Genomic DNA, 19,858 nt, shown 5'->3' with positions numbered 1-19,858 from the left:
AACAAGATTTACAATATAACAGACATTAATAACTAAAATTATTGAAAAAAAAGAGATATATCTCAAAATAAAATAAATATAATATCAAAATTTAAAAAAAGGATAAAATCAGTCGATTTTATCCAAAGCAGCTGCATAGATCAATGGGAACAATGCAGTTGCATCACCAACCACTGTCACCAGATTAGAACCGTGCTTTGCCTTTGACCATGATTTAGCTTCCTCTAAAGGGGCGCCACTTAAGCTTCCGGTTTCAGGTCGGTCCATAGTTATCTGGAGTCCTGAATCGATTCCTCCCTTTAATAGGTTTGATGCAAGGGTATAATGCTTAGGAAGGCCTCCTCCCAACATTATTGCACCGATCTTATCTGATTCGAATACAAGGTCTGATAGGTAATGCATGTCTCCCACAGCGTCCACAACAAGCTTGTGGTCTTGGGTAAACATCCATAATTGAAGACCGAACATGCTGTCGATAAGCCCTGGAGCAAATATGGAAACGTCATTTTCATAAGCAAGTCTTAGTATGGAGTTTTCGTCTTCTATTAATGAACCCACTTCTTTTAAAAGCCTTTGAATTGATATTATTCCATTATCCTTATCGTTATCGATCTTTTTGGATATTGTTTCGAATATCTTTATTATTTCGCTCTCGAATACTTCAAAGTCCTCTGATTGGGTGTATACATCAGATATTCTGCCAATTCCAGCATCATTCAGTTCCTCATCATTAAATCCCAAGTCACGATAATGCCTTCCTCCAAAGGACTCCAAAAGGTCATGGGTTATGTTAGCTCCGCTGGTTATCAGCACCTTGATTCTTTTGTTTCGAATAAGGTCGCCTACGATGTATCTAAGTCCTCCTGGAACCAAAGGACCTGCCATGCTCATGAAGATGTCCATATCAGGGTCGTTTATCATGTTTACAAGCAGATTGGATGCTCTAGCCACTCGTCCAGCCCCCAATACGCCAGAACCCTTAAACTCCTCCATGAGTTCGCTTACCTTCATATCTTTTTTTATGCTTATTTGATTAACTTTCATTTAATCCCCAAAATTACAACAATTTATTTAACAAACACTTTTTAACAATATAAAATTTAAACCTTTTCTAACAAACACTTTTTTAACAATATAAGAAATTTAAATAGCTAATTTAACAAATATAACTCAAATTATATAAAATCACTGAAAACGAATAAAAATAAAGTAAAAAAAAAGAAAAATCTTTAAAAAATACTATAAAAAAATTAAAAAATAGGAACAAAATTAATTTTTTAATTAAATTCAAACTTTAAAGAAAATCATTCCATTTCCTCATCCATCTCCATATTATAAAGAAGAGGGAAATTCTTAAAGTTTGTAATGGTTTCAATAAGATCTGTACGAGTTACAACGCCGATAGGAGCATGCTCGTCATCAACCACTATCAGCCTGCTGATTCCGAACTTATACATCTTATAGACTGCATTGGCTATCAAAGTGTCCTTATTAATAAAGAAAAGCCTTTTAGACATAATGTCCCTTACGTCCTCATTTTCCTTTCCTTCCGCCAATGCGTTGACGATATCAATCAATGAAACCATGCCTATGGCTACCCCTTCGGTTATTACAGGAGCTCCATCGATTTGATTGTGGGACAAGAGGTATGCAGCGTCCTTGATTGAATCTCCTGGCTTTAGATAAATAAGGTCCAGTGATGCAATGTCAAATACAGTATTTTTAGGGATGCTCCTTATTGTGCTGATATCAAGAAGGAGGATATTGTCCATATCGTCCCTTCCTACGATTTCGCCGATTAATCCAAGATTGTTTACAGGGGTCGGTCCGACACGGATCACGTCTCCCAAATGGAGATCCTTAATGCTTCCCAATACCTTTATTACAGCTTCACATTCCCCAGGGTGAGGAACGCTTGTAAATTCAATCTTTGCAACAGAAACATCATCCATTTTTTTATTTTCCTTATATACCGGAACCTTGGCATTGCTGTCGCTTACAGAAATGTTTAGATTATGATATGCTTCAATGGTAGGCTTATAGCCACCGCGAGGTCCAGGGACCCCTTTAACCAAACTTAAGCTTCTAAGAGACTGCATCTGATTCCTGATGGTTCCAGGGTTTCTATTCATCACCTCAGCAATGTCTTCTCCCTTGATTGACTTGCCATCAGAATTCTGATACAGGTTTATTAAAGTTTGCAATATTTCCTTTTGAACAGATGTTAACATATAGACACCAAAAAACAAATAGCTTATAGCATTAATTTACTCAGTTAATAACAACTTAAATCCATTGGAACAGTTATTAAATGCATTTAATAATTTTTTTTAAATTTTTAATAAATTATAATGATTAATTAAAATTTTAAATGATAAATTTAAATAATTTATAATGATTTATCATTAATTTATAACTATTTATAATTATTATATCAATTATTATATAAAAAGATATTGTTTTGATTCTGGAGATTGTGGTTTTTGGTGTGGTGAGTCAAAAATGAAATTTAAAAAAAAAGAAATGAAAATAGGGATAATTTGAAAATATAGTTAAAAAAATAATATTAAGGAATTTAAATGATTAAATCCCCTATTAATTCTTAATTAGTCTCTTCTAAAGAGGTCTCTTGTATAAACCTTTTCAGCAACATCTCCAAGGACATCACAGTCAAGACGATTTGCAAGGATTATATCACTTTCTCGTTTAAATCGTTCAATATCATTTACTACTTCGGACCTAGAGAATTCACTTCCATCATCTAATGTTGGCTCATAGATAATTATTGGAATTCCCTCTGCCTTTATACTTTTCATCACATCTTGTATTGCAGATGCACGGAAATTGTCACTGTTACTCTTCATTGTAAGTCTATAGACCCCAACTGTCTTTGGATTCCTTGAAATAATCTGATTTGCAATAAATTCCTTTCTAACTGAATTAGAATGAACAACTGCTTCAATCATGGTTTGAGGAACATCCTTATAATTTGCCAAGAGCTGTTTTGTATCCTTAGGCAAGCAGTATCCTCCATATCCGAAGGATGGGTTGTTGTAATGGCCTCCGATACGAGGGTCCATGCACACTCCGTCAATAATCATCTGTGTGTCAAGGCCTTTGGTCTGGGCATATGTGTCAAGCTCATTGAAGTAGCTAACCCTTACAGCAAGGTAAGTGTTTGCAAACAGCTTGATAGCTTCAGATTCTGTTAGGTGTGTAAGCAATATTGGAATGTCCTGTTCAAGAGAGTTTGCTCTTTTCTCCTCTTCTCTAGCGCCTTCAAGAAGTAGATCTGCAAACATCTGACCCTCTTCCATCTGGTCGTCATCACAGCCTACAACAATTCTGCTTGGATGGAGGTTGTCATAGAGAGCCTTTGACTCACGAAGGAATTCCGGGCTGAAGATGATGTTTCTAATTCCATACTTCTCACGGACAGATTCTGTATATCCTACAGGTATTGTTGACTTTATGACCATAAGGACATCAGGATTTACCTTAAGGGTCCATTCGATAGCGTCCTCAACAGCAGAGGTGTCAAAGAAATTGCCTACATCGTCATAGTTTGTAGGAGTGGCTATGATAACAAGATCCGCATCCCCATAAGCGGCAGCCTTATCAGTTGTTGTATGGAGATTAAGGGTTCTCTCTCCTTCACGAACCTCCTTAAAGAATCTTTCTATCTCATCGTCCTGAATGGGACTTATGAACTGATTTAGCATTTCTGCCTTTGATTCGGTTGTTGTAATAGCTGTAACATCATGTTTTTGAGCGAGCAGAACAGCAAGTGAAAGCCCTACATATCCTACACCCGCAACTGTAATTTTCATATATGAATATCTCCTGTATTGTAATTCTTTATTTCTTATATTAATTGTTAAAAATTAAAAATGGAATCAAATATCCATTAACTATTTATTTCATGTATTAATTGTTAAAAATTAAAAATGGAATCAAATATCCATTAACTCTTTATTTCTTATATTAATCATTTAAAATTAAAAATAAGCAATATCACTCATTAGTTATTTAAATAACATACTGCTTGACATCGCTTCTTATAATTGAGCTTGCTCCCAATTCCTTGATACCATCTAGCATTTCAGGGAAGATGTTTTTAGGAATCAATACATTGATCTGGGAAAAGCTTGAGCCATGATTTACAGTTGGCTCATGACTGCAGAACTTGTTTTCAATTAGATAATTAGACACCTTTTCAATATCCTCATTTGCTATATTGAACTTGACGTCAAAGTATTTTCTTGCAGTCACTGCACCTAAAAGCTGTTCATAAATCATTTTAGCCTTTACCATCTTCTCTTCGGTGCATGAGACTCCTGCATAGAGTCCTGCAGAGGAATGCAATATGGTTTCAAGCTCCTTTAGCCCTGCCTTTCTCAAGCTGCTTCCTGTTTGGGTATTGTCCACAATAAGGTCTGCCCCTTTTGCAATGTAGACTTCAGTGGCTCCGTCAGAGTTAATTACTTGAACCTTCTTATTGTCTCCGTCCCTTAATCCCCTTACCTGGACGAAAGGAACTGCATCTCCATAAATCTCTTGATATGCCTCATTTTCCATGATATGCTTTCTTGTGAGATTTGGATATTCTGTGAAAACAAGAATAGGTCTTTCCCTATCTGCATTTGCCCTAAAGAATTCAGACAGACTGTCATAAGGAGATTCCTTAGGAATCGCTACAATCAAACGAGTTTCGCCATAATTCAAGTCACCTATTTTAACTATGTCGTTATCGCTTAAGACGGATTCCTCCTTAACCCAGTCCTCTCCAACGATGGAAATATCCACCATGCCCCTGTTAAGCTCAACAGGAGTACTTTGTGGACGTGTTAAGAATGCTTTGATTTCACTGTCATTTAAAATGTTTATTTCATAAGATTCATTTCCAGGTTCGTATCCTCTTACCTCATAACCTGCATCTACAAACAATTGATAAGTGTTTCCTCTGTTTACATTATTTAAGCTTCCCTTTGGAAGACCAAGAGTAATTTCTACCATATATACACCTTAATTTATAATTTTTATAATTACTTCATATAATTATTCATATAATTCATACATCAATAAATATATTTTTAAATATATATAAAATTAATTAATAATTAGTAAAAGATTAACTTGGTTAATAAAAAAATAAGACTTCAATTAATATTAAAAGTTAAAAAAAGACTTAAAATAATTTAAAAAGGATAATGAGTAAAAAAAACAATCCAAATTAAATTTAAAAGAGAAATTAGCTAAAACAATTAAAAAAAAAAAAAAAGAAAAAAAAGAAATAGTAGAAAATAAATAAAAAATATAGTATAAAAAAAGATTAATCTTTAATTTTAGAATATTTTTTCCAGACCTTATATGCCTTAGTTGACTTGAAATGCTTATTTTCCTTTTTTAACTTTTTATTAGAACTTTTAAGCTTTTTATTCTCATTTTTAAGAGACTTATTTTCCTTTTTCAAGTCATTTATCTCTTTATTCTTATCATAAAGTCTGATTCTATAATGAAACTCCTTATAGTCATCTGAAGAAAGCACAGATTCATATATGAACTTAGATCTCTTCCTTAGCTTATCATTTGCTATATCCTCATCGATTTCTTCCTTATGCTTTAGGCAATCCTCTCTGATTAGATTGAAAAACTCCTCTTTATGGACATCATTGACCTTGGAGAATCTTATATAAAGCTCCTTGAACTTTTTATAATACAATCCTTCCTTCAGGAGTTCGAAATCATCTAGGTCTCGACAAATGTCAAATAGATAATTCATTGAAGGAATTATATCATAATAATCATCAGATCCTGAGCTTGTAAGGGAGTCATCCCTCCTGCGGCGATTGTATAGAAACTCATCAAGGAAATAGATTCTTTTTGCCTTTAGAAGGGTCTTTAAAAAGAATACATTATCCTCAAAGATGATGCCTTCCGGATAATCGATATCTGTAATAAGCTCTCTCTTATATAGCTTAGCTGGTGGAGACACTGCCAAATTAAAAACGCAATCATATAAATCCTTATATGAAAATACATTATCTCCTATCCTATCATTTAGGAAAGCCATATTATAATACTTTGTTTGGAAGGTTTTTCCAGTTTTGTCATTGAAGTTAAGCAGCTTGAAAAGTACAAAGTCCAATGACTTTTCCTCACAGATATTGTAAAGCTTTTCCAATGCATTCAGTTCCAAATAATCGTCAGAATCCAAGAAATATACGTATTTGCCTTTAGATTTATTAATTCCAAGATTACGGGCAGCGCCAGGACCTTGATTTTCCTGATTGAATATGATAATTCTATCATCAGACTCTTGATATTCCTTTAAAATATCTAAGGAACTGTCTGTAGAGCCATCATTTATGCATATTATTTCAATATCCTTGAATGTTTGATTGACAGCGCTATCCAAGCATTCCCTTAAGTACTTTTCAACATTATAGACTGGAATTACAATTGATATTTCAACCAAGATAAATCCTCCCAATAGGGCAGTTTCTTTTAGAATAATGAAAATTTCTTGAAAAAACTTTATAATGATTTTTTAAATAATTAGATTTCCTCTTCCTGATAAGAGCCATTATACTCTCCAGAGCCTTCCACTGGAAATACAACGGCTTGAGCTATTCTATCTCCAGACTTGATTTTGTATTCGAAGTCGCCATGATTATAGATCATAAACATAAGGGTCCCATAGAACCCCGGGTCCCCTACAGCAGTCTGAACGGAAATGAATGACCTAAGCAAGGTAGAACGTGGCAGATATAACATAGTGTATCCTTTAGGAATCTTAACCTTCCTCCTAATGCTTGCCAAATAGGCAGTATGTGGCTTTAGGGTATAGATTGGCCCTTCCATAGCTTCAATATCTGGAAGATTCTTCTCATTGTCTATTAGGGAGCCCTCTGATTTTTGAATAAATATTTCATCAAGCTCTAAATCGATTCCAGATGGTTGAACTAAATCTTCAAAGTCTGGAAAGAGTTTTTTAAGTTCTATTTCACCAAGCATCATATCACATCGAATAAAAATTAAAATAAAAATATAAAAATCAAAGATAATTAAAAATTAAAAAAATTAAAAGATTGAAAAATTAATAATTAAAATTAAAAATTAAAAAAATATTAAAATTAAATATTAGTTTAATACAGCCTTACATCATTTGATTGAGTGGAATTATCAGTAATATTACCTAACTTAAAGGTCAATTGAGCAGTTCCATCATCATTTACCTTTAGCTGGTCACATTGAGGATACAACTCTGCCAATAATGCCTTAGCTGAATCAGCATCCATGAATTGAGGCAAGTAGCCAACTATCACAGTCGGATAGAGAGTCACTGTACAATTGTCACCATGAAGATCCAAGTTAAGGAAATAAGACCTATGGGTTGCTGGATTGGACTGATCGAATATGAAATTACCTAAATTATAGAAAATAGGCTTGCCATGATACATCTCCACTCCCTGAGTCACATGGGCATGGGAACCTATCACAATATCCGCACCGCTGTCAATCAGCTCATGGGACATGTTTATCTGATACTCATTAGGGCTTCTGCTATACTCGTTTCCATAATGCATATAGGCAATGACTATGCTGGATTCGTTCTCGCGAGCCTCAGCCACTTGTTTTCTTGCAAGCTCGCTGTCATATGCGCAGAATCCTGATGAGTTTGCAGTTGCCGGAGGCATGATGCTTGCATATTCTGCAAAGTTATCCGCATCCATATAGTTTAAAACAGTTACCTTTCTATCTCCCTTTTCTATGACTACAGGTTTAGATGCCTCAGAGAGATTGTTTCCAGCTCCTATCACATAGATTCCTGCATCCTTAAGGTTTTTGATGCTGTCGTTCAATCCTTCATCCCCATAATCCAATGCATGGTTATTGTCCTGAGATGCAATGACAATCTCATTGGCCTCAGCAAGCAGATGCACATATTTAGGGTCTGCCTTTAAAGGAACGTCCCCTTTCACTGGATTGGTGGAATATGTAGCCGGGTTTTCAAAGTTTACAAGCAAAATGTCTGCAGACTTTGTAACATTTTCAACATTCCTGAATGGGCTTGCTCCGGAATCTAGGACTCCCGGCATCTTACGACCGAACATCACATCCCCTGTAACGGCAATGGATAGGTCATCACTTCCCAAATCATATCCGGAAACATCACTGAAGCTTGAAAATGTTCCTATGATTGCTATAGCTGCTAAAATCAATAGAATTATAAATAATATTAAATAAAACCTTCTTCTTTTCATATCATACCACATAAATATTCGTTGTATGTATATTTATGAATTTTAATAGATAAATATTATTCTAAATAATTCAAAACAATATCCATAAGCGAAGAAAAAAATTTTAAATAATATAATCCTAACTTGACCCAATCATTTTCAAAATCTGGGACTCCTCCAAGCCAACAATTTTAGAAATCTCTTCAATTTTAATACCTTCATTAAACATACACCTAACCACTCTAGCTTCCCCTTCTAAAAATGCCCTATTTCTAACGGAAGCCCAAGTCCTACCAAACAAATCATTTCTCATTCCTATCAACTCTTCCAAAATTCTTGCCTCTTGCTTATCTTCCACGAATTTTTTAACATACATCAATAAAAAGGTCTTGATATCATACAATTCCTTTTCATCCAATGCGTTAATTTCATTAACCAATAGACAGATTTCCTTCAATAGCTCAACCGTCGTTTTTACGGATTTCATAAAAATAATGGTCAGCAAATCTACAATGTCATCTCCAGTAAAATCCTCATCAAATCTGCTTTTCTTTTTTAAACTATTTAAAACTTTATCTCCATCAATAGACTTTAACGATTTGACACATATAGTAAACTCATTGAAGAAATTCCATCTTCGGCGAATAACTCTATTCTTTTCTTCAACGGTACTGAGAACATAAATTTCAACTGGTTTTTTGTATTGAATATAAGTTAAAGTGGCATATTTCATAAAGCGTTCAATATCCGCTTCATCTACAACAGAACTTTGAAATTCAATAATTACTGAATATCCCCTTTTATCATTAATTGAAATATCCATAATATAAGTTATGCCGCCATCATCCACTAATTCCTTGTCATTGAAACCGTCAAATTCAATGAAGATACCGCAATTTGAGCATAAGTTCTCAAAATTTTTGTATCTGAATAACTTGAATGTCTTATCATAAAATTTGTCTGAAATTTCAATCACCTTTTTTAGTGGAGTGATTTTATTTTTGACTTTAACATATTTAAATCTTTTTATATTACTTTATACAACTTTTACACTCTCAAATCAATTTAACAATCTCATACAACTTTTATTAGGTGAAATCAATTTATTAAAATGAAAACAATTTCACCATATGAAATCAATTTCACACTTTCACATCAATTTTGACTTAAAAAAAAATGAATGATTTTTATAAAAAAATAGTTTCTATAAAAAGTTTAAAATAAAGAGCAAATTTTTTTAAACAAATCATCAAAATGAAATTTTTAAAAAAATAAAAAGAAATTTGGAAAAAGGCAATATTTTTTAACTAAATCAAATCAAAATTGATATGAAAAAGGAAAAATAGATTTATGATGGTAAAAATAAATATATAAAGGAGATGTTAAAATGCCTGTTGTAAGAATTTCCGGAAATCCAAATATAAGTGTAGAGACAAAAAGAGAAATGGTAAAGAAAGTTAGTGAAATTGTAGCAGAATCCTACAATTTACCTATTGAAACAATTACTGTGCTTATAGAAGCCTTTGAAAGAGAGGACATAGGTGCAGGTGGAAAATTATTGATAGATAGAGATTAAATAAAAACAAAAAATTAAATTAAAATAAATAAATTAAAATAAATAAATTAAAATAAATAAATTAAAATAAATAAATTAAAATAATAGCTAATCATTTAGCTATTTATTCTTTTTTTAAAATTTAAGATAAAGTTAATATTGTTCTTTTTTTCAAATTAAATCTAAATTAAACGTTCTATAAACTCTTTTTCACTGATTAAAAACTTATTCAATAAATCAAAGAACAAATCATTATCCTCATTTTTCTCTAACTCCAAATCAAGGATCTCTTCAATCCTATTGACATTGTTCTGATGTGGAATCATGTATTGATTCAATACAAGCCCTGGCAGATGGGATCTGTTCTCATCGATCCATTGAAGAAAAAGATTAATAGAATTTTTATAGCCCTCATCATTTAAAAGAGCATCTAAGGATTGGAGATAATTGTCATCAAAGTCAGATGGGACTTTACTGTTTAAACAGCTGGATATGTATTCCCTTATTATACTTAATGGTAAGTTTTCATTAAACTTATTGCTTAGTGAATAATTCAAATACCTGCTTATCAATACATTGATTTTAAGACTTGTATCTTGTATTAGCTGATTAGATTCTACAAACTCCTCTTGGGAGACCTTTTCAGTGATTTTTATCTCTTCCTCTTGGACTTTTACATATTTTCCAGTTAAAAATTCAAAATTGCATTTGGAGCAGTACTTTGAATTATCTGCTCTTGGCTCTGCGCACATTGGACAGTATTTAAATTTAGACATCATTTCAATCACTGCAGTTTAAAAAAGTATTAATTTTTTGAATATTTTTAGATATTTATAATAAAGTTAAAAATTAGTTATTATTTGACTTATTCTTAATATACTCTTCCCTTTTTTCATAAGCTTCCTTTTCAGAGGAGAATAGACCTAAATGCTTGCCGTCCACCTCTGCACTCCACATGAACAATCCATCCTCATAGAACACACCTTCATATTTAGAGGATTTTTTCTTATTAATGGCAACAGATTTAGACTTTTTAGAACTATTTGCATTATTAGAAACAGTTGAATTCTTAGAACTGGATTTATGTTTTTTAGAAACTCTATTTCCAGCTGAAACCTTTACTTTTTTAGTTGTTTGACTTGCTTGGACTTTTGAGCCATTTACAATTTTAACTTTCTTTTTAGTTTTATCTCCTGAACCTATGTTATGAATGTCATAAAAAGAGGAATTTTCATTTGAAGTGGATTTAGAGTTTAAAGAACCAGACTTAGAACTAGAAGAAGTGGAACCTAAAGAACTGGATTTAGAACCGGAATAACTTGAAACAGAATCAGAAGAACTGGACTGTGAGCTTAATGAACTGGATTTAATATAAGTAGAAGCACTAGATTCATTCAAATCATCCTTAAGCTTCTTTACGCCATCCATTATCTTTTGAATATTCTCCTTTTCCATCTCGTCCTTTGTATTTGAATTTGAAGGGATTGTCTTAATATCAGATTTTGAACTTTCCTTCTTTTGTCTAATCTTCTCTTCCAATTTAGCCTTCTCTTCAAGGGTGATTGTCTTATATCCGTCTTTTACCTTAATGTCAACTAGGTTATGAGACTTTAAGTATTTCTTTCGAGCCATGATTGCTTCAGCTTCGCTTCCATGATATGATATAATCTGTCCCTTTACGCTTGCAGACCATAGCTTTTGAATTCTGCTGAATGAAATGCCTCTTGCCTTTGAATATGCTCCATTTACCTTTCTTGGCATTGGGATGGAATTTATATAAATCTCCCTTGCCTCATAAGCTTCCTTGGAAGACTCGAAAAGACCTAAGTCCTTTCCCCCATGCTCTGCATGCCACATGAATAGTTCATCATCATAAGAGATGCCTAAACACTTTGAATAAGGAACATCAGGCTGTCTGATTTTAATATCCTTATTGTTTATGCCATAGACCTGCTCCTCTTTTGGCTCTTGAGGAGCCTTTTTGACGTAAATCTCATTGAGTATCTGAATGATCTCATTGTTTGGATTGTTTTGGCGCAATTTAATAAAGTCGTTTCCATCGTTTATTGCTGACTTTAGTCTGATTAGGAAGTCAGCATCTTGGGTTCTTCTGCTTAGCTTATATTTTGGTCTGATGAAGTCCTTATCGCCAGAGTAGTTTACATAAAACCAGACACAGACATTAAATACAAGCTTATGGGCTTCACGAGCTGCAGTCAATTCACTGCCGAACTCGTTATTAGGGCTTGAATTTGAACTAGAGTTAGAATTAGAGTTAGAATTTTGTTTAGATATTTTAGAATATTCCTTGATTTCATTAAAGCCTGTCTTATAGTCTCTCAATCCTCCGCTTTGAACATATTTTGGAGCATTGTATGAAGCAAATCCGCCGCTTCCGTCACTGTTTAAGGTATTGTGGTAGACATTGTTTCTTAGTATTCTAATTTGGGAGAGGTCATTTTTAATGTTGTTTGGAAGAATATTTGCATTGGAAAGCTTTTCTATCCTCAAATATTGATTATCTTCATTATCTTTTATGCCTTCAAAGACAAAGATGGCTTTTGTTATCTTTTCAGCGATTCTTCCTGCAATAAGAATTGATTCAACACCATCTCCTTCAATGAGATTCTTATCCATCCTTGCACAGTCAAGATAGATGTCTCTAAATTGATCTTCTAAAAAACTAAATACAAACTCACCCATAGAATCAACTCTTTTTTAAATGAAAGAAGATTAAAATTTAACTTTAAACTCTATAATACTTTTTAATAACCTAAAATATCCTTTAATACATCTTCTGCAGGGTCCATTCCCTGTGCTCCAATCAGCAATACAACATCATCTTCCATATGCATTTTTTCATAATATATCCTAAAGCGCCGTAGAGCTTATTGAAATGAATGTATTTTATGTGCTCCTTATCCAAATTAGAGAAGGAAATATATCCCCTCTCAAAGTCTTCAACATAGTTTAGATGGTCTACCAAGTCACAGCTTGAAGAAAGGATTAGGTATATTTCCCTTTTCTTGACATTTTCGTCTTTTTCTATATCATCATCATTTCTATGGCGCAATTCCTTAATGACTAAAGCCAATGCCTCTGAATTAAGGCCATTTAAGGTTTCACCCCTAGAGCCTCTGATTGCACATGCAATGTATAAATCTCCCTTGTCAAATTGCTCTGCCAAGTCATATGCTGCCCTTACGGTATTTTTTATTCCGTCGGGGTTATGTGCAAAGTCATCAATAACAATTGGCTCATCATAAAGACGTGTAAACCTTCTGCTTAAAGGATTATATGTTTTTACCCCTTCGCAGATGTCTTCAATTGGAATCTCAAGAGATATACAAGCTGAAATTGCAGATAGAATATTTCTGATAAAATGCTCTCCTGTAAAGGGCAACTCATCATATCTAAGGATATTTTTATTATCATAAACTATTGCATTGCTTTTTCTATCAAAATAAACCTTCTTATCATTGTCATAATCATTATTTAGGATTGAATCCTTTTCCATTGAAGTGAAGAATATGTCTACTCCATCATTTGCAAGATCCTTCATTGCCAGGACATTCTCATCGTCGTAGTTTAAGACCACTCCTCCTTTGTTTATAGCCTTTACAAGCCCTGAAGTTTCATGGAACACCTCTTCTATATTGTTTACAAGGCCGATATGGTCCATTGCAACATTTGTGACAACCCCTACATCCGGATTGATTGCTGAAGACATTATTTGGGCATGATCTTTCATAAGGTCGCTTCCCCAGCCCTGAACCTCTGAGACTTCAACAACAATATAGTCAAAGGCGCCTTTATTTATTGGCTTTCCTTCGCTATCCAGGTTCTTTAGGTCTGCTACAGAGTCCAACTTGCGAACATCAAAGTCCTGCTTTGATATCACCTGCTCTGAGATTAGCTTTGCAACCATTGGGTCGATTAGTGTATTGAATTCTGATTTTGCATCAGTATTTGTAAATACATTATATCCGCAATGGTTTAAAATGTGATAAATCAAATGGGAACTGGTTGATTTTCCATTTGTCCCACTTATAACTACCCTTTGAGTATTAGGGGAAAGGTTATCAATTGTCCATTTCAATGCAAATGCATTTGCAAATTCAATCCTATCCACTACAATAACTGGAAAGGCGAGCTTTGAAGCCATTTCCAAGGCATCTTCCTTTGGAGTTAGGGTTATAATGCATGCAACGTTTTTATCATTAGCTATTTCAACACCTTTTCCGTTTATCCAATGCCTAATTACAATATCTCCTTCTACAGCTTCGTTTAAGGTTTCAAAGATGCCTGTAAATCCATTTGGAGACTTGTAGTCATCTGCTCCATAAATCTTGCCTCCAATGGCATCTGCAAGTTGAGCGATTGAAAAGGTCTTTTGAGAGGATATTGAATCTGCTAATTCATTTAAAAAGTATGTTTTTGACATATTAATCACGGAAACTGATTTTGATAGAAAATAGATAGAAATAAATTAATTTTTAAATATAAAGTTCTTAAATTAATGAAAATGAAAAATAACGACAAATAAATAAAAATTATTTAAATTTTTAAAATAAACAAATTAAAGAAATAAAACTAAATTAATTTTTTAAAATAAATAAATTAAAAAAAACTAAGTAAATTTTTTAATATAAATAAATTAAAGAAAAAACTTAATTTAAATTTTTAAAATAAAGAAATTAAAGAATTATGCAAAGATATAAAGCTTTGCAAGTATGCCGATTGCACAGACAAGGACGGTCAATAGCCAATAGCTTAAGACTATCTTGACTTCAGAGATTCCCTTATAGTTCAAGGTGTGATGCAAAGGCTCTACAGGGAGATTTATTATATGTGCCCTATGCATCAGGCTTATTATTACTGATACAATCGGAACAGCCAAAGCCAATACTCCAAAGTAAGGAATGTCCCCTAAGATGACAGCAACTGCATATCCTGTACCTAATACAAAGGAGCCTGTGTCTCCCATGAATATGCTTGCAGGGTATCTGTTGAAGACCAAAAATCCAAGACATATTCCAGTTAAAATTGCAAATGCAGGAATCATATCCATATTTCCACAGATATAAGCATAAATGCAGCATGAGAATGATGCAATTGCAACGATGCCGGCAGCCAATCCATCCATTCCATCAATGAGATTTATTGAATTGATTGAACCAAGAATAGCGATTATGCAAATAGGATAAGCCAAAATGCCTAAAGTGAATCCCCCAAGGGTTGTTACAACCCCAGTCAATGCCAAAAACAGTCCAGGCAATAGCTGAACGATGATCTTGGTCTTTTCGCTTGGCTCATACTTGATTGGAATTTCAGCAACAATTTCCAATTTTCCTTCATCAACATATCCATATACCTGTTTTTTAGCCTTGTCGGTGGTTACCCTTGCCTCTTCTCCAGGGCCAAGGTCCAATAATCCTATAGGAACAACTGAATCGCTTACATTCTTTACGACCTTTTGATATTCCTTTATCTTAAGACCTAATAGATCATCAAGAAGACCCATTACACCTCCTGTGAGCATGATAAATGAGGCTATGAGAATATTTGTATTTCTGTAATAGATAGACACTATGAATAGAATGGCAAATAGGAAAGCTATTCCTCCCATGGTGGGAGTTCCTGCTTTATGTCTATGTTCACTGACAATAGGGCTATCTGAAACATCTGCATCACGTAGAGTATGTCTTACAAAGTAAGTGAAGGCTACGGTAGCAAGAAATGTTAGAACAAACAATACAATTATATAATTCAAATCCATTTTATCACACTTTAGAGTAATGAGCAAATAATCCATTTAAATGAATAATCCACTTCAATAAATCGACAACAAAATTAAGTAATTTTAAAAAGATTATTTTAAAAAAATCAAATAATTCATCCTTTAATTGTTTTTTAAGGACTTTTCATAAGAATAATTAATTATTAAATATCGATTATATATTCTTATATTATTATAAGATATAACTTTTATATTATTTATAATTTGACATTACAATGATATTATCATGGAAAAAATGATATTAACATTATAATATCATGATAAAAATAGATAGAATTTTTGCTTATTTTCTAAAAAAAAGAAGAATAAAAATTTTTTTAGTTTATTAAGAAATAAAATGAAAAATTTAGTGAAAAAAAGAGAAATATGAAAATTTAAATTATTCATTAAAAAAAAATGGAACAAATCATGAAAGAAATGAATGAAAAGATTAAAAAATATAAAAGAAGCAATGATTAAGACCTGTAATCATTGCCAGTTAACTCTTTAGCAATTTCATAGGTTTCTTCACGAGTATTTCCTCTTATAGTAATTCTTTGATACCCTTTTGGGCCGTGAACAATGAAATTGCCATTTACATACTCCTTAACAGGTTCATTAGGTGCAGGACCTTCATAATCACCTATAGGTATTTCCAATGAATAATAATGCTTTATTTTATTTTCCAAATCTTTAACATCAAAGTTTCCAGCTGCAATGTCAACAAGAAGACCTAATGGGCTAAGTCCAGTAGTTGCATAGGATAAATACCTTGTGCCGCTTGGACGTGTGTTTATTTCAATTGCATAGACCTTGTTCTCTTCCCTTGAATAGATTAAATCCATATCGATTGTTCCTTCAGAGCCTAAATTGACTGCTATCTTTTTAGCCAATTGCCTGAACTCTTCATTGTCAATTGCCTCAAAGTCACAAGGACCATATCTTAACCTCTTTATCGGATGTATGCCTTCTAAACTAGTATCTCCCTTATATACCGGAACCAAAGGCAAATATTCACCATTCCATCCGATTACTTCAATGGAGACCTCAGCCCCTTCAATGAAGTTTTCCACCAAAGCCTGATTGAAGCTTTCAAAGTATTGTAAAACATCTTCAAACTGGCTTGTTATGCAAATGTCCTTTCCGCCTTGTCCTTCTCCCTGCTTTAGGACTATTGGGAATTGGAATCCTAATTTTTCCAAGAACTCCCCCTCATTGGAGAAGTCATCCTTATTTAGAACCTTTGCCTCTGGCACATTCAATCCGATTGACTTAAAGAACTCCTTGGTCTTTATCTTATCGGAAGCGATGTCCACAGCATTGAAATTAGATGAAATCACTGGAATATTATTTTCCTTTTCTATTTTTTCCTTCATAATAGCCAAGTCCTTTAATGGAGGGTCTATGCCAATAAGAGGTATTATTGCATCGACCTTCTCTTCAATAGCCACTTCCATTGGCTTATCCATTCCTCTTGGGACTATATAGTATTTGCTTGCAAGGTCCAAATGAGGAGCCTCTTCATTTGATTCTGTTATTATGCTTTCTATGCCCAGCTCATCCACATGATAAGCCAAGTCATCATATAATCTTGATCCGATAAATAAAACTTTCATAAAATACGACCATTTATAAATTAATTTTTTAAAAAGCAATTCATTGATTAAATAATATTTACAATTTAATATATTTTTAATCTATGATTTAAACTTTTTTTAATCTATAATTTCAACTTCATCATTTTTCTTAAAGTCACTATCAATGATTAGTTATAAATCATCACATGGAATATAGTTTTCATCCTTAAAAAAAAGTAATTTAAATAATCCTTTTAAGAAACTAATTATAAAAATAGATAAAAATTTATATTAAATCTTTAAAAACTTGGAAAATAGCAAATCAACAAGGGTATCTGAAGAATTCTTAATTGTATCAGTCAATTCAAAGGTCAAATCCATATCCTTAGGCTGAATTCCTATAAAAATTAGCTTAAAGTCGATTTCAATTTCAAGGTACTTTACAAGATAGGAAAGGGACATGGAATGGGTTGATATGCTTACATTGGAAATGTCTTCTTTATTAACAATTTTAATAAATCCTGGCTCTTCATTCATTAAAGTGGCATCAATTATTATGATATGAGATGGATCAATCCTTTTGATAAGCCCTGTAAAGTTTTCAGGAACAGAGCCTCCATTAAGCAAATGGACATTTTCTAAGGATTGTGGTTCCTTTAAAGATAGATTCTCTTTCAAATCAGTCAGTTGGTTGATTATATAAGGGCCTAAACCGTCATCTCCCCTTATGTCATTGCCTATCCCCAATACAATAAGAGAGCTGCAGTCCTCTAAAAACAAATCAATATTCTCACTGATTTCATCAAGATTTAACATAATATCACATAAAATAATTTAGAATCCATTAACAACGATCTTTTTATCCTAACTTTAAATTAAACATCTAAAACTTCTGTTTTTATGGTCTCTACTCCGCCACCCATCACATAGGATAGCCTTATTCTAATTTTATCCCCATTATTTACCTCTATCTCTTCAAATGGAACAAGCATAGCTGGATTTAACATAGGAGTAGGTCCACAGATGATATTTTCATTCAGTTTGGTAAAGCTTGTCAGTTTAATTCCATTTACTTTTATTTTATCATTACTCTTATTAAAATAATCGGTTTTATCTGAACATCTATCATCTACTTCAAATGATGCATCTGTTTTTTTATCTGAATATTTATCATCTATTTCAAATTCGATTATACAAGAGAAGTCCTCATCAATGTCATCCAGGAATTCAAACTCACTATAAATAACTGATTTTCCTAAAATCTCATAGATTGGCTGATATTCATCATCCTCATACTGGAGATAATCAATATTCATGAAAACAGGTTCTGCTGAGTTTATTATCCCTTGAGGAATTATTTTTCCATTTTCCTTTAGATATTTCTTTGAATGGTTTAGGATAGGAACTTCCTCTTCATCGATTAGGGCAGTGTCCAGCATCTCACAGATGATTAAGTCTGCCTTGGGATAGTTTTCAAAGTCAAAATCCAAAACATTTTGATTTATAGCCTCAATATTGTCAAATGACTTTAAATTTTTATTTGCACATTTGAAAATGGACCTGTTTTGCTCAATTGATATTATCTTATCAAAATAATCAGATGCTAAATAGCTTAAAACTCCGCTTCCACATCCTAAATCGTATGCAAGAGAGCAATCTAACTTTTTATCGTCATCTGAATTTATATCGCCATTTGAATTTGAACAATCCAAATCCTTATCTAAATTAGAAATAGCAAATTCATCAATTGCTTCCTTAAATACGGCAAGACGCTCATAATCTCTTAAAAAGCTTAAAGTGATAAGAATCAACCATTAAATTTCATATTAAAAAACCTAAAAATCCAAAAATAAATTCCAAATTAAAAAAAAACAATCAATCTATCAATCTTAGAAAAAATAACTAACTATACAGAACTAATAAAAATAATAATATAATAAAATAATAAAAAAAGAATTTAAATTAAATTTTAAAGCTAAATAAAATTTAATTTAAGAAAATAAAAAAAAGAAATTCTTTAAAAAAAAAATTAAATGAGAATGTGAATGTGAGTGAGAGTGTTCAAGACCTGGCTCACGGTCTAGAGACTCACCATTTGCAGTACTTGTAAGCTTTACATGCTCTACCCCTTTAAGCCTCATCATTCTCTCTGCCAATTCTCTGATATGAGTCACATTACCGTTTACGACAATTACTTCCATACAGTACTTATGGGTCATGTGAATATGCATGCTTGCATTGATCTCTTCCATGCAGTCATGTTGAATGTCTGCAAGGTTTTCCATGACTCCTGTAAAATGATGATCATAGATAACAGTAATAACTCCTACCCTGTTACCTTCCATTTCATTCATCCATGGATACCTTAAAATATAATCGCTTAAAGCGTCACGAATACCTTTTGAACGGGATTGATAACCTCTATCCTTTAAAACTTCATCAAACTCAGCCAATAGCTTTTTTGGTAAAGACATACTAATTCTCATCATAATAAACACCTAAAACTACAAATCAAAATATTTAAAATTTTAATAATCGTTACATAAAAATTATTATTCTTATGTTTATATTATTACTTTATACAATATAAATATTACTAAATTTCCAAGTTAAATTGAATGAGTAATAAGATATTTTTTTGAAAAATTTAGATGATAAAATATTTCATTAATTTTCAATTGCTTTTATAATAAAAAGAGAT

17 protein-coding genes are annotated in these 19,858 nt (G+C 32.6%); 1 reads left to right on the top strand and 16 read right to left on the bottom strand.

The genetic code is table 11. The features are described from left to right. Positions 1-108: 108 nt before the first annotated feature. From MRU_RS05295 to MRU_RS05260, 8 genes are all read right to left on the bottom strand, one after another. Positions 109-1,044, bottom strand: a complete 936-nt coding sequence (locus MRU_RS05295; protein ID WP_012955854.1) for a deoxyhypusine synthase — start codon at positions 1,042-1,044, stop codon at positions 109-111. Positions 1,045-1,304: 260 nt separating this feature from the next. After that, positions 1,305-2,231, bottom strand: coding sequence for a CBS domain-containing protein (locus MRU_RS05290; RefSeq protein ID WP_012955853.1), 927 nt, complete (start codon positions 2,229-2,231; stop codon positions 1,305-1,307). Between the two features lie 375 nt (positions 2,232-2,606). Further along, complete coding sequence (locus MRU_RS05285) at positions 2,607-3,830, bottom strand: nucleotide sugar dehydrogenase (protein WP_012955852.1); 1,224 nt, start codon at positions 3,828-3,830, stop codon at positions 2,607-2,609. A 199-nt stretch (positions 3,831-4,029) separates the two neighbouring features. Then, entirely contained in the window at positions 4,030-5,016 is a 987-nt protein-coding gene (hisG, locus tag MRU_RS05280; protein ID WP_012955851.1) for an ATP phosphoribosyltransferase, read from the bottom strand. 316 nt (positions 5,017-5,332) lie between these two features. Continuing rightward, a complete protein-coding gene (locus tag MRU_RS05275) occupies positions 5,333-6,478 on the bottom strand; it encodes a glycosyltransferase family 2 protein (RefSeq protein WP_012955850.1) in 1,146 nt (381 codons plus the stop codon). Between the two features lie 80 nt (positions 6,479-6,558). Next, positions 6,559-7,017 carry a dCTP deaminase gene (locus MRU_RS05270; protein WP_012955849.1) on the bottom strand — a complete coding sequence of 153 codons (459 nt, stop codon included), beginning with the start codon at positions 7,015-7,017 and terminating at the stop codon, positions 6,559-6,561. A gap of 131 nt (positions 7,018-7,148) precedes the next feature. Next, on the bottom strand, positions 7,149-8,267 hold the full coding sequence (locus tag MRU_RS05265; RefSeq protein ID WP_048812430.1) for a CapA family protein: 1,119 nt from the start codon (positions 8,265-8,267) through the stop codon (positions 7,149-7,151). A gap of 118 nt (positions 8,268-8,385) precedes the next feature. Beyond that, entirely contained in the window at positions 8,386-9,222 is an 837-nt protein-coding gene (locus MRU_RS05260) for a hypothetical protein (RefSeq protein WP_012955847.1), read from the bottom strand. A gap of 411 nt (positions 9,223-9,633) precedes the next feature. On the opposite strand from MRU_RS05260, the gene dmpI reads away from it, so the two are divergent. Beyond that, entirely contained in the window at positions 9,634-9,822 is a 189-nt protein-coding gene (gene dmpI / locus MRU_RS05255) for a 4-oxalocrotonate tautomerase DmpI (protein WP_012955846.1), read from the top strand. 161 nt (positions 9,823-9,983) lie between these two features. Here the strand turns inward: dmpI and MRU_RS05250 are convergent, their stop codons facing one another. From MRU_RS05250 to nikR, 8 genes are all read right to left on the bottom strand, one after another. Beyond that, entirely contained in the window at positions 9,984-10,580 is a 597-nt protein-coding gene (locus MRU_RS05250) for a hypothetical protein (protein WP_143714310.1), read from the bottom strand. A gap of 70 nt (positions 10,581-10,650) precedes the next feature. Beyond that, the gene (locus MRU_RS05245; RefSeq protein ID WP_012955844.1) at positions 10,651-12,504 is read right to left on the bottom strand and encodes a hypothetical protein; all 1,854 of its coding nucleotides are present in this window, start codon (positions 12,502-12,504) and stop codon (positions 10,651-10,653) included. A 121-nt stretch (positions 12,505-12,625) separates the two neighbouring features. Continuing rightward, entirely contained in the window at positions 12,626-14,245 is a 1,620-nt protein-coding gene (locus MRU_RS05240; protein WP_012955843.1) for a Mur ligase family protein, read from the bottom strand. A 261-nt stretch (positions 14,246-14,506) separates the two neighbouring features. Beyond that, positions 14,507-15,580, bottom strand: coding sequence for a glycosyltransferase family 4 protein (locus MRU_RS05235; RefSeq protein ID WP_012955842.1), 1,074 nt, complete (start codon positions 15,578-15,580; stop codon positions 14,507-14,509). A gap of 476 nt (positions 15,581-16,056) precedes the next feature. After that, the gene (locus MRU_RS05230; RefSeq protein ID WP_012955841.1) at positions 16,057-17,196 is read right to left on the bottom strand and encodes an ATP-grasp domain-containing protein; all 1,140 of its coding nucleotides are present in this window, start codon (positions 17,194-17,196) and stop codon (positions 16,057-16,059) included. A 252-nt stretch (positions 17,197-17,448) separates the two neighbouring features. Further along, positions 17,449-17,973, bottom strand: a complete 525-nt coding sequence (gene hycI, locus MRU_RS05225) for a hydrogenase maturation peptidase HycI (RefSeq protein WP_012955840.1) — start codon at positions 17,971-17,973, stop codon at positions 17,449-17,451. Positions 17,974-18,032: 59 nt separating this feature from the next. Continuing rightward, positions 18,033-18,968, bottom strand: a complete 936-nt coding sequence (locus MRU_RS05220) for a methyltransferase domain-containing protein (RefSeq protein WP_012955839.1) — start codon at positions 18,966-18,968, stop codon at positions 18,033-18,035. A gap of 180 nt (positions 18,969-19,148) precedes the next feature. After that, positions 19,149-19,646 (bottom strand): nickel-responsive transcriptional regulator NikR, encoded by a 498-nt coding sequence (nikR, locus tag MRU_RS05215; protein WP_048812429.1) that lies wholly within the window; start codon positions 19,644-19,646, stop codon positions 19,149-19,151. Positions 19,647-19,858 lie beyond the last annotated feature (212 nt).

The organism is Methanobrevibacter ruminantium M1 (genome assembly GCF_000024185.1).
Lineage (GTDB): Archaea > Methanobacteriota > Methanobacteria > Methanobacteriales > Methanobacteriaceae > Methanobrevibacter > Methanobrevibacter ruminantium.
This window is presented reverse-complemented; position numbering and strand designations above follow the sequence as displayed.

Coding starts and splice junctions, on each gene's coding strand:
- MRU_RS05295 (WP_012955854.1), bottom strand. CDS start 1,044: ATGAAAGTTAATCAAATAAGCATAAAAAAAGATATGAAGGTAAGCGAA.
- MRU_RS05290 (WP_012955853.1), bottom strand. CDS start 2,231: ATGTTAACATCTGTTCAAAAGGAAATATTGCAAACTTTAATAAACCTG.
- MRU_RS05285 (WP_012955852.1), bottom strand. CDS start 3,830: ATGAAAATTACAGTTGCGGGTGTAGGATATGTAGGGCTTTCACTTGCT.
- hisG (WP_012955851.1), bottom strand. CDS start 5,016: ATGGTAGAAATTACTCTTGGTCTTCCAAAGGGAAGCTTAAATAATGTA.
- MRU_RS05270 (WP_012955849.1), bottom strand. CDS start 7,017: ATGCTTGGTGAAATAGAACTTAAAAAACTCTTTCCAGACTTTGAAGAT.
- MRU_RS05265 (WP_048812430.1), bottom strand. CDS start 8,267: ATGAAAAGAAGAAGGTTTTATTTAATATTATTTATAATTCTATTGATT.
- dmpI (WP_012955846.1), top strand. CDS start 9,634: ATGCCTGTTGTAAGAATTTCCGGAAATCCAAATATAAGTGTAGAGACA.
- MRU_RS05250 (WP_143714310.1), bottom strand. CDS start 10,580: ATGATGTCTAAATTTAAATACTGTCCAATGTGCGCAGAGCCAAGAGCA.
- MRU_RS05245 (WP_012955844.1), bottom strand. CDS start 12,504: ATGGGTGAGTTTGTATTTAGTTTTTTAGAAGATCAATTTAGAGACATC.
- MRU_RS05240 (WP_012955843.1), bottom strand. CDS start 14,245: ATGTCAAAAACATACTTTTTAAATGAATTAGCAGATTCAATATCCTCT.
- MRU_RS05235 (WP_012955842.1), bottom strand. CDS start 15,580: ATGGATTTGAATTATATAATTGTATTGTTTGTTCTAACATTTCTTGCT.
- MRU_RS05230 (WP_012955841.1), bottom strand. CDS start 17,196: ATGAAAGTTTTATTTATCGGATCAAGATTATATGATGACTTGGCTTAT.
- hycI (WP_012955840.1), bottom strand. CDS start 17,973: ATGTTAAATCTTGATGAAATCAGTGAGAATATTGATTTGTTTTTAGAG.
- nikR (WP_048812429.1), bottom strand. CDS start 19,646: ATGATGAGAATTAGTATGTCTTTACCAAAAAAGCTATTGGCTGAGTTT.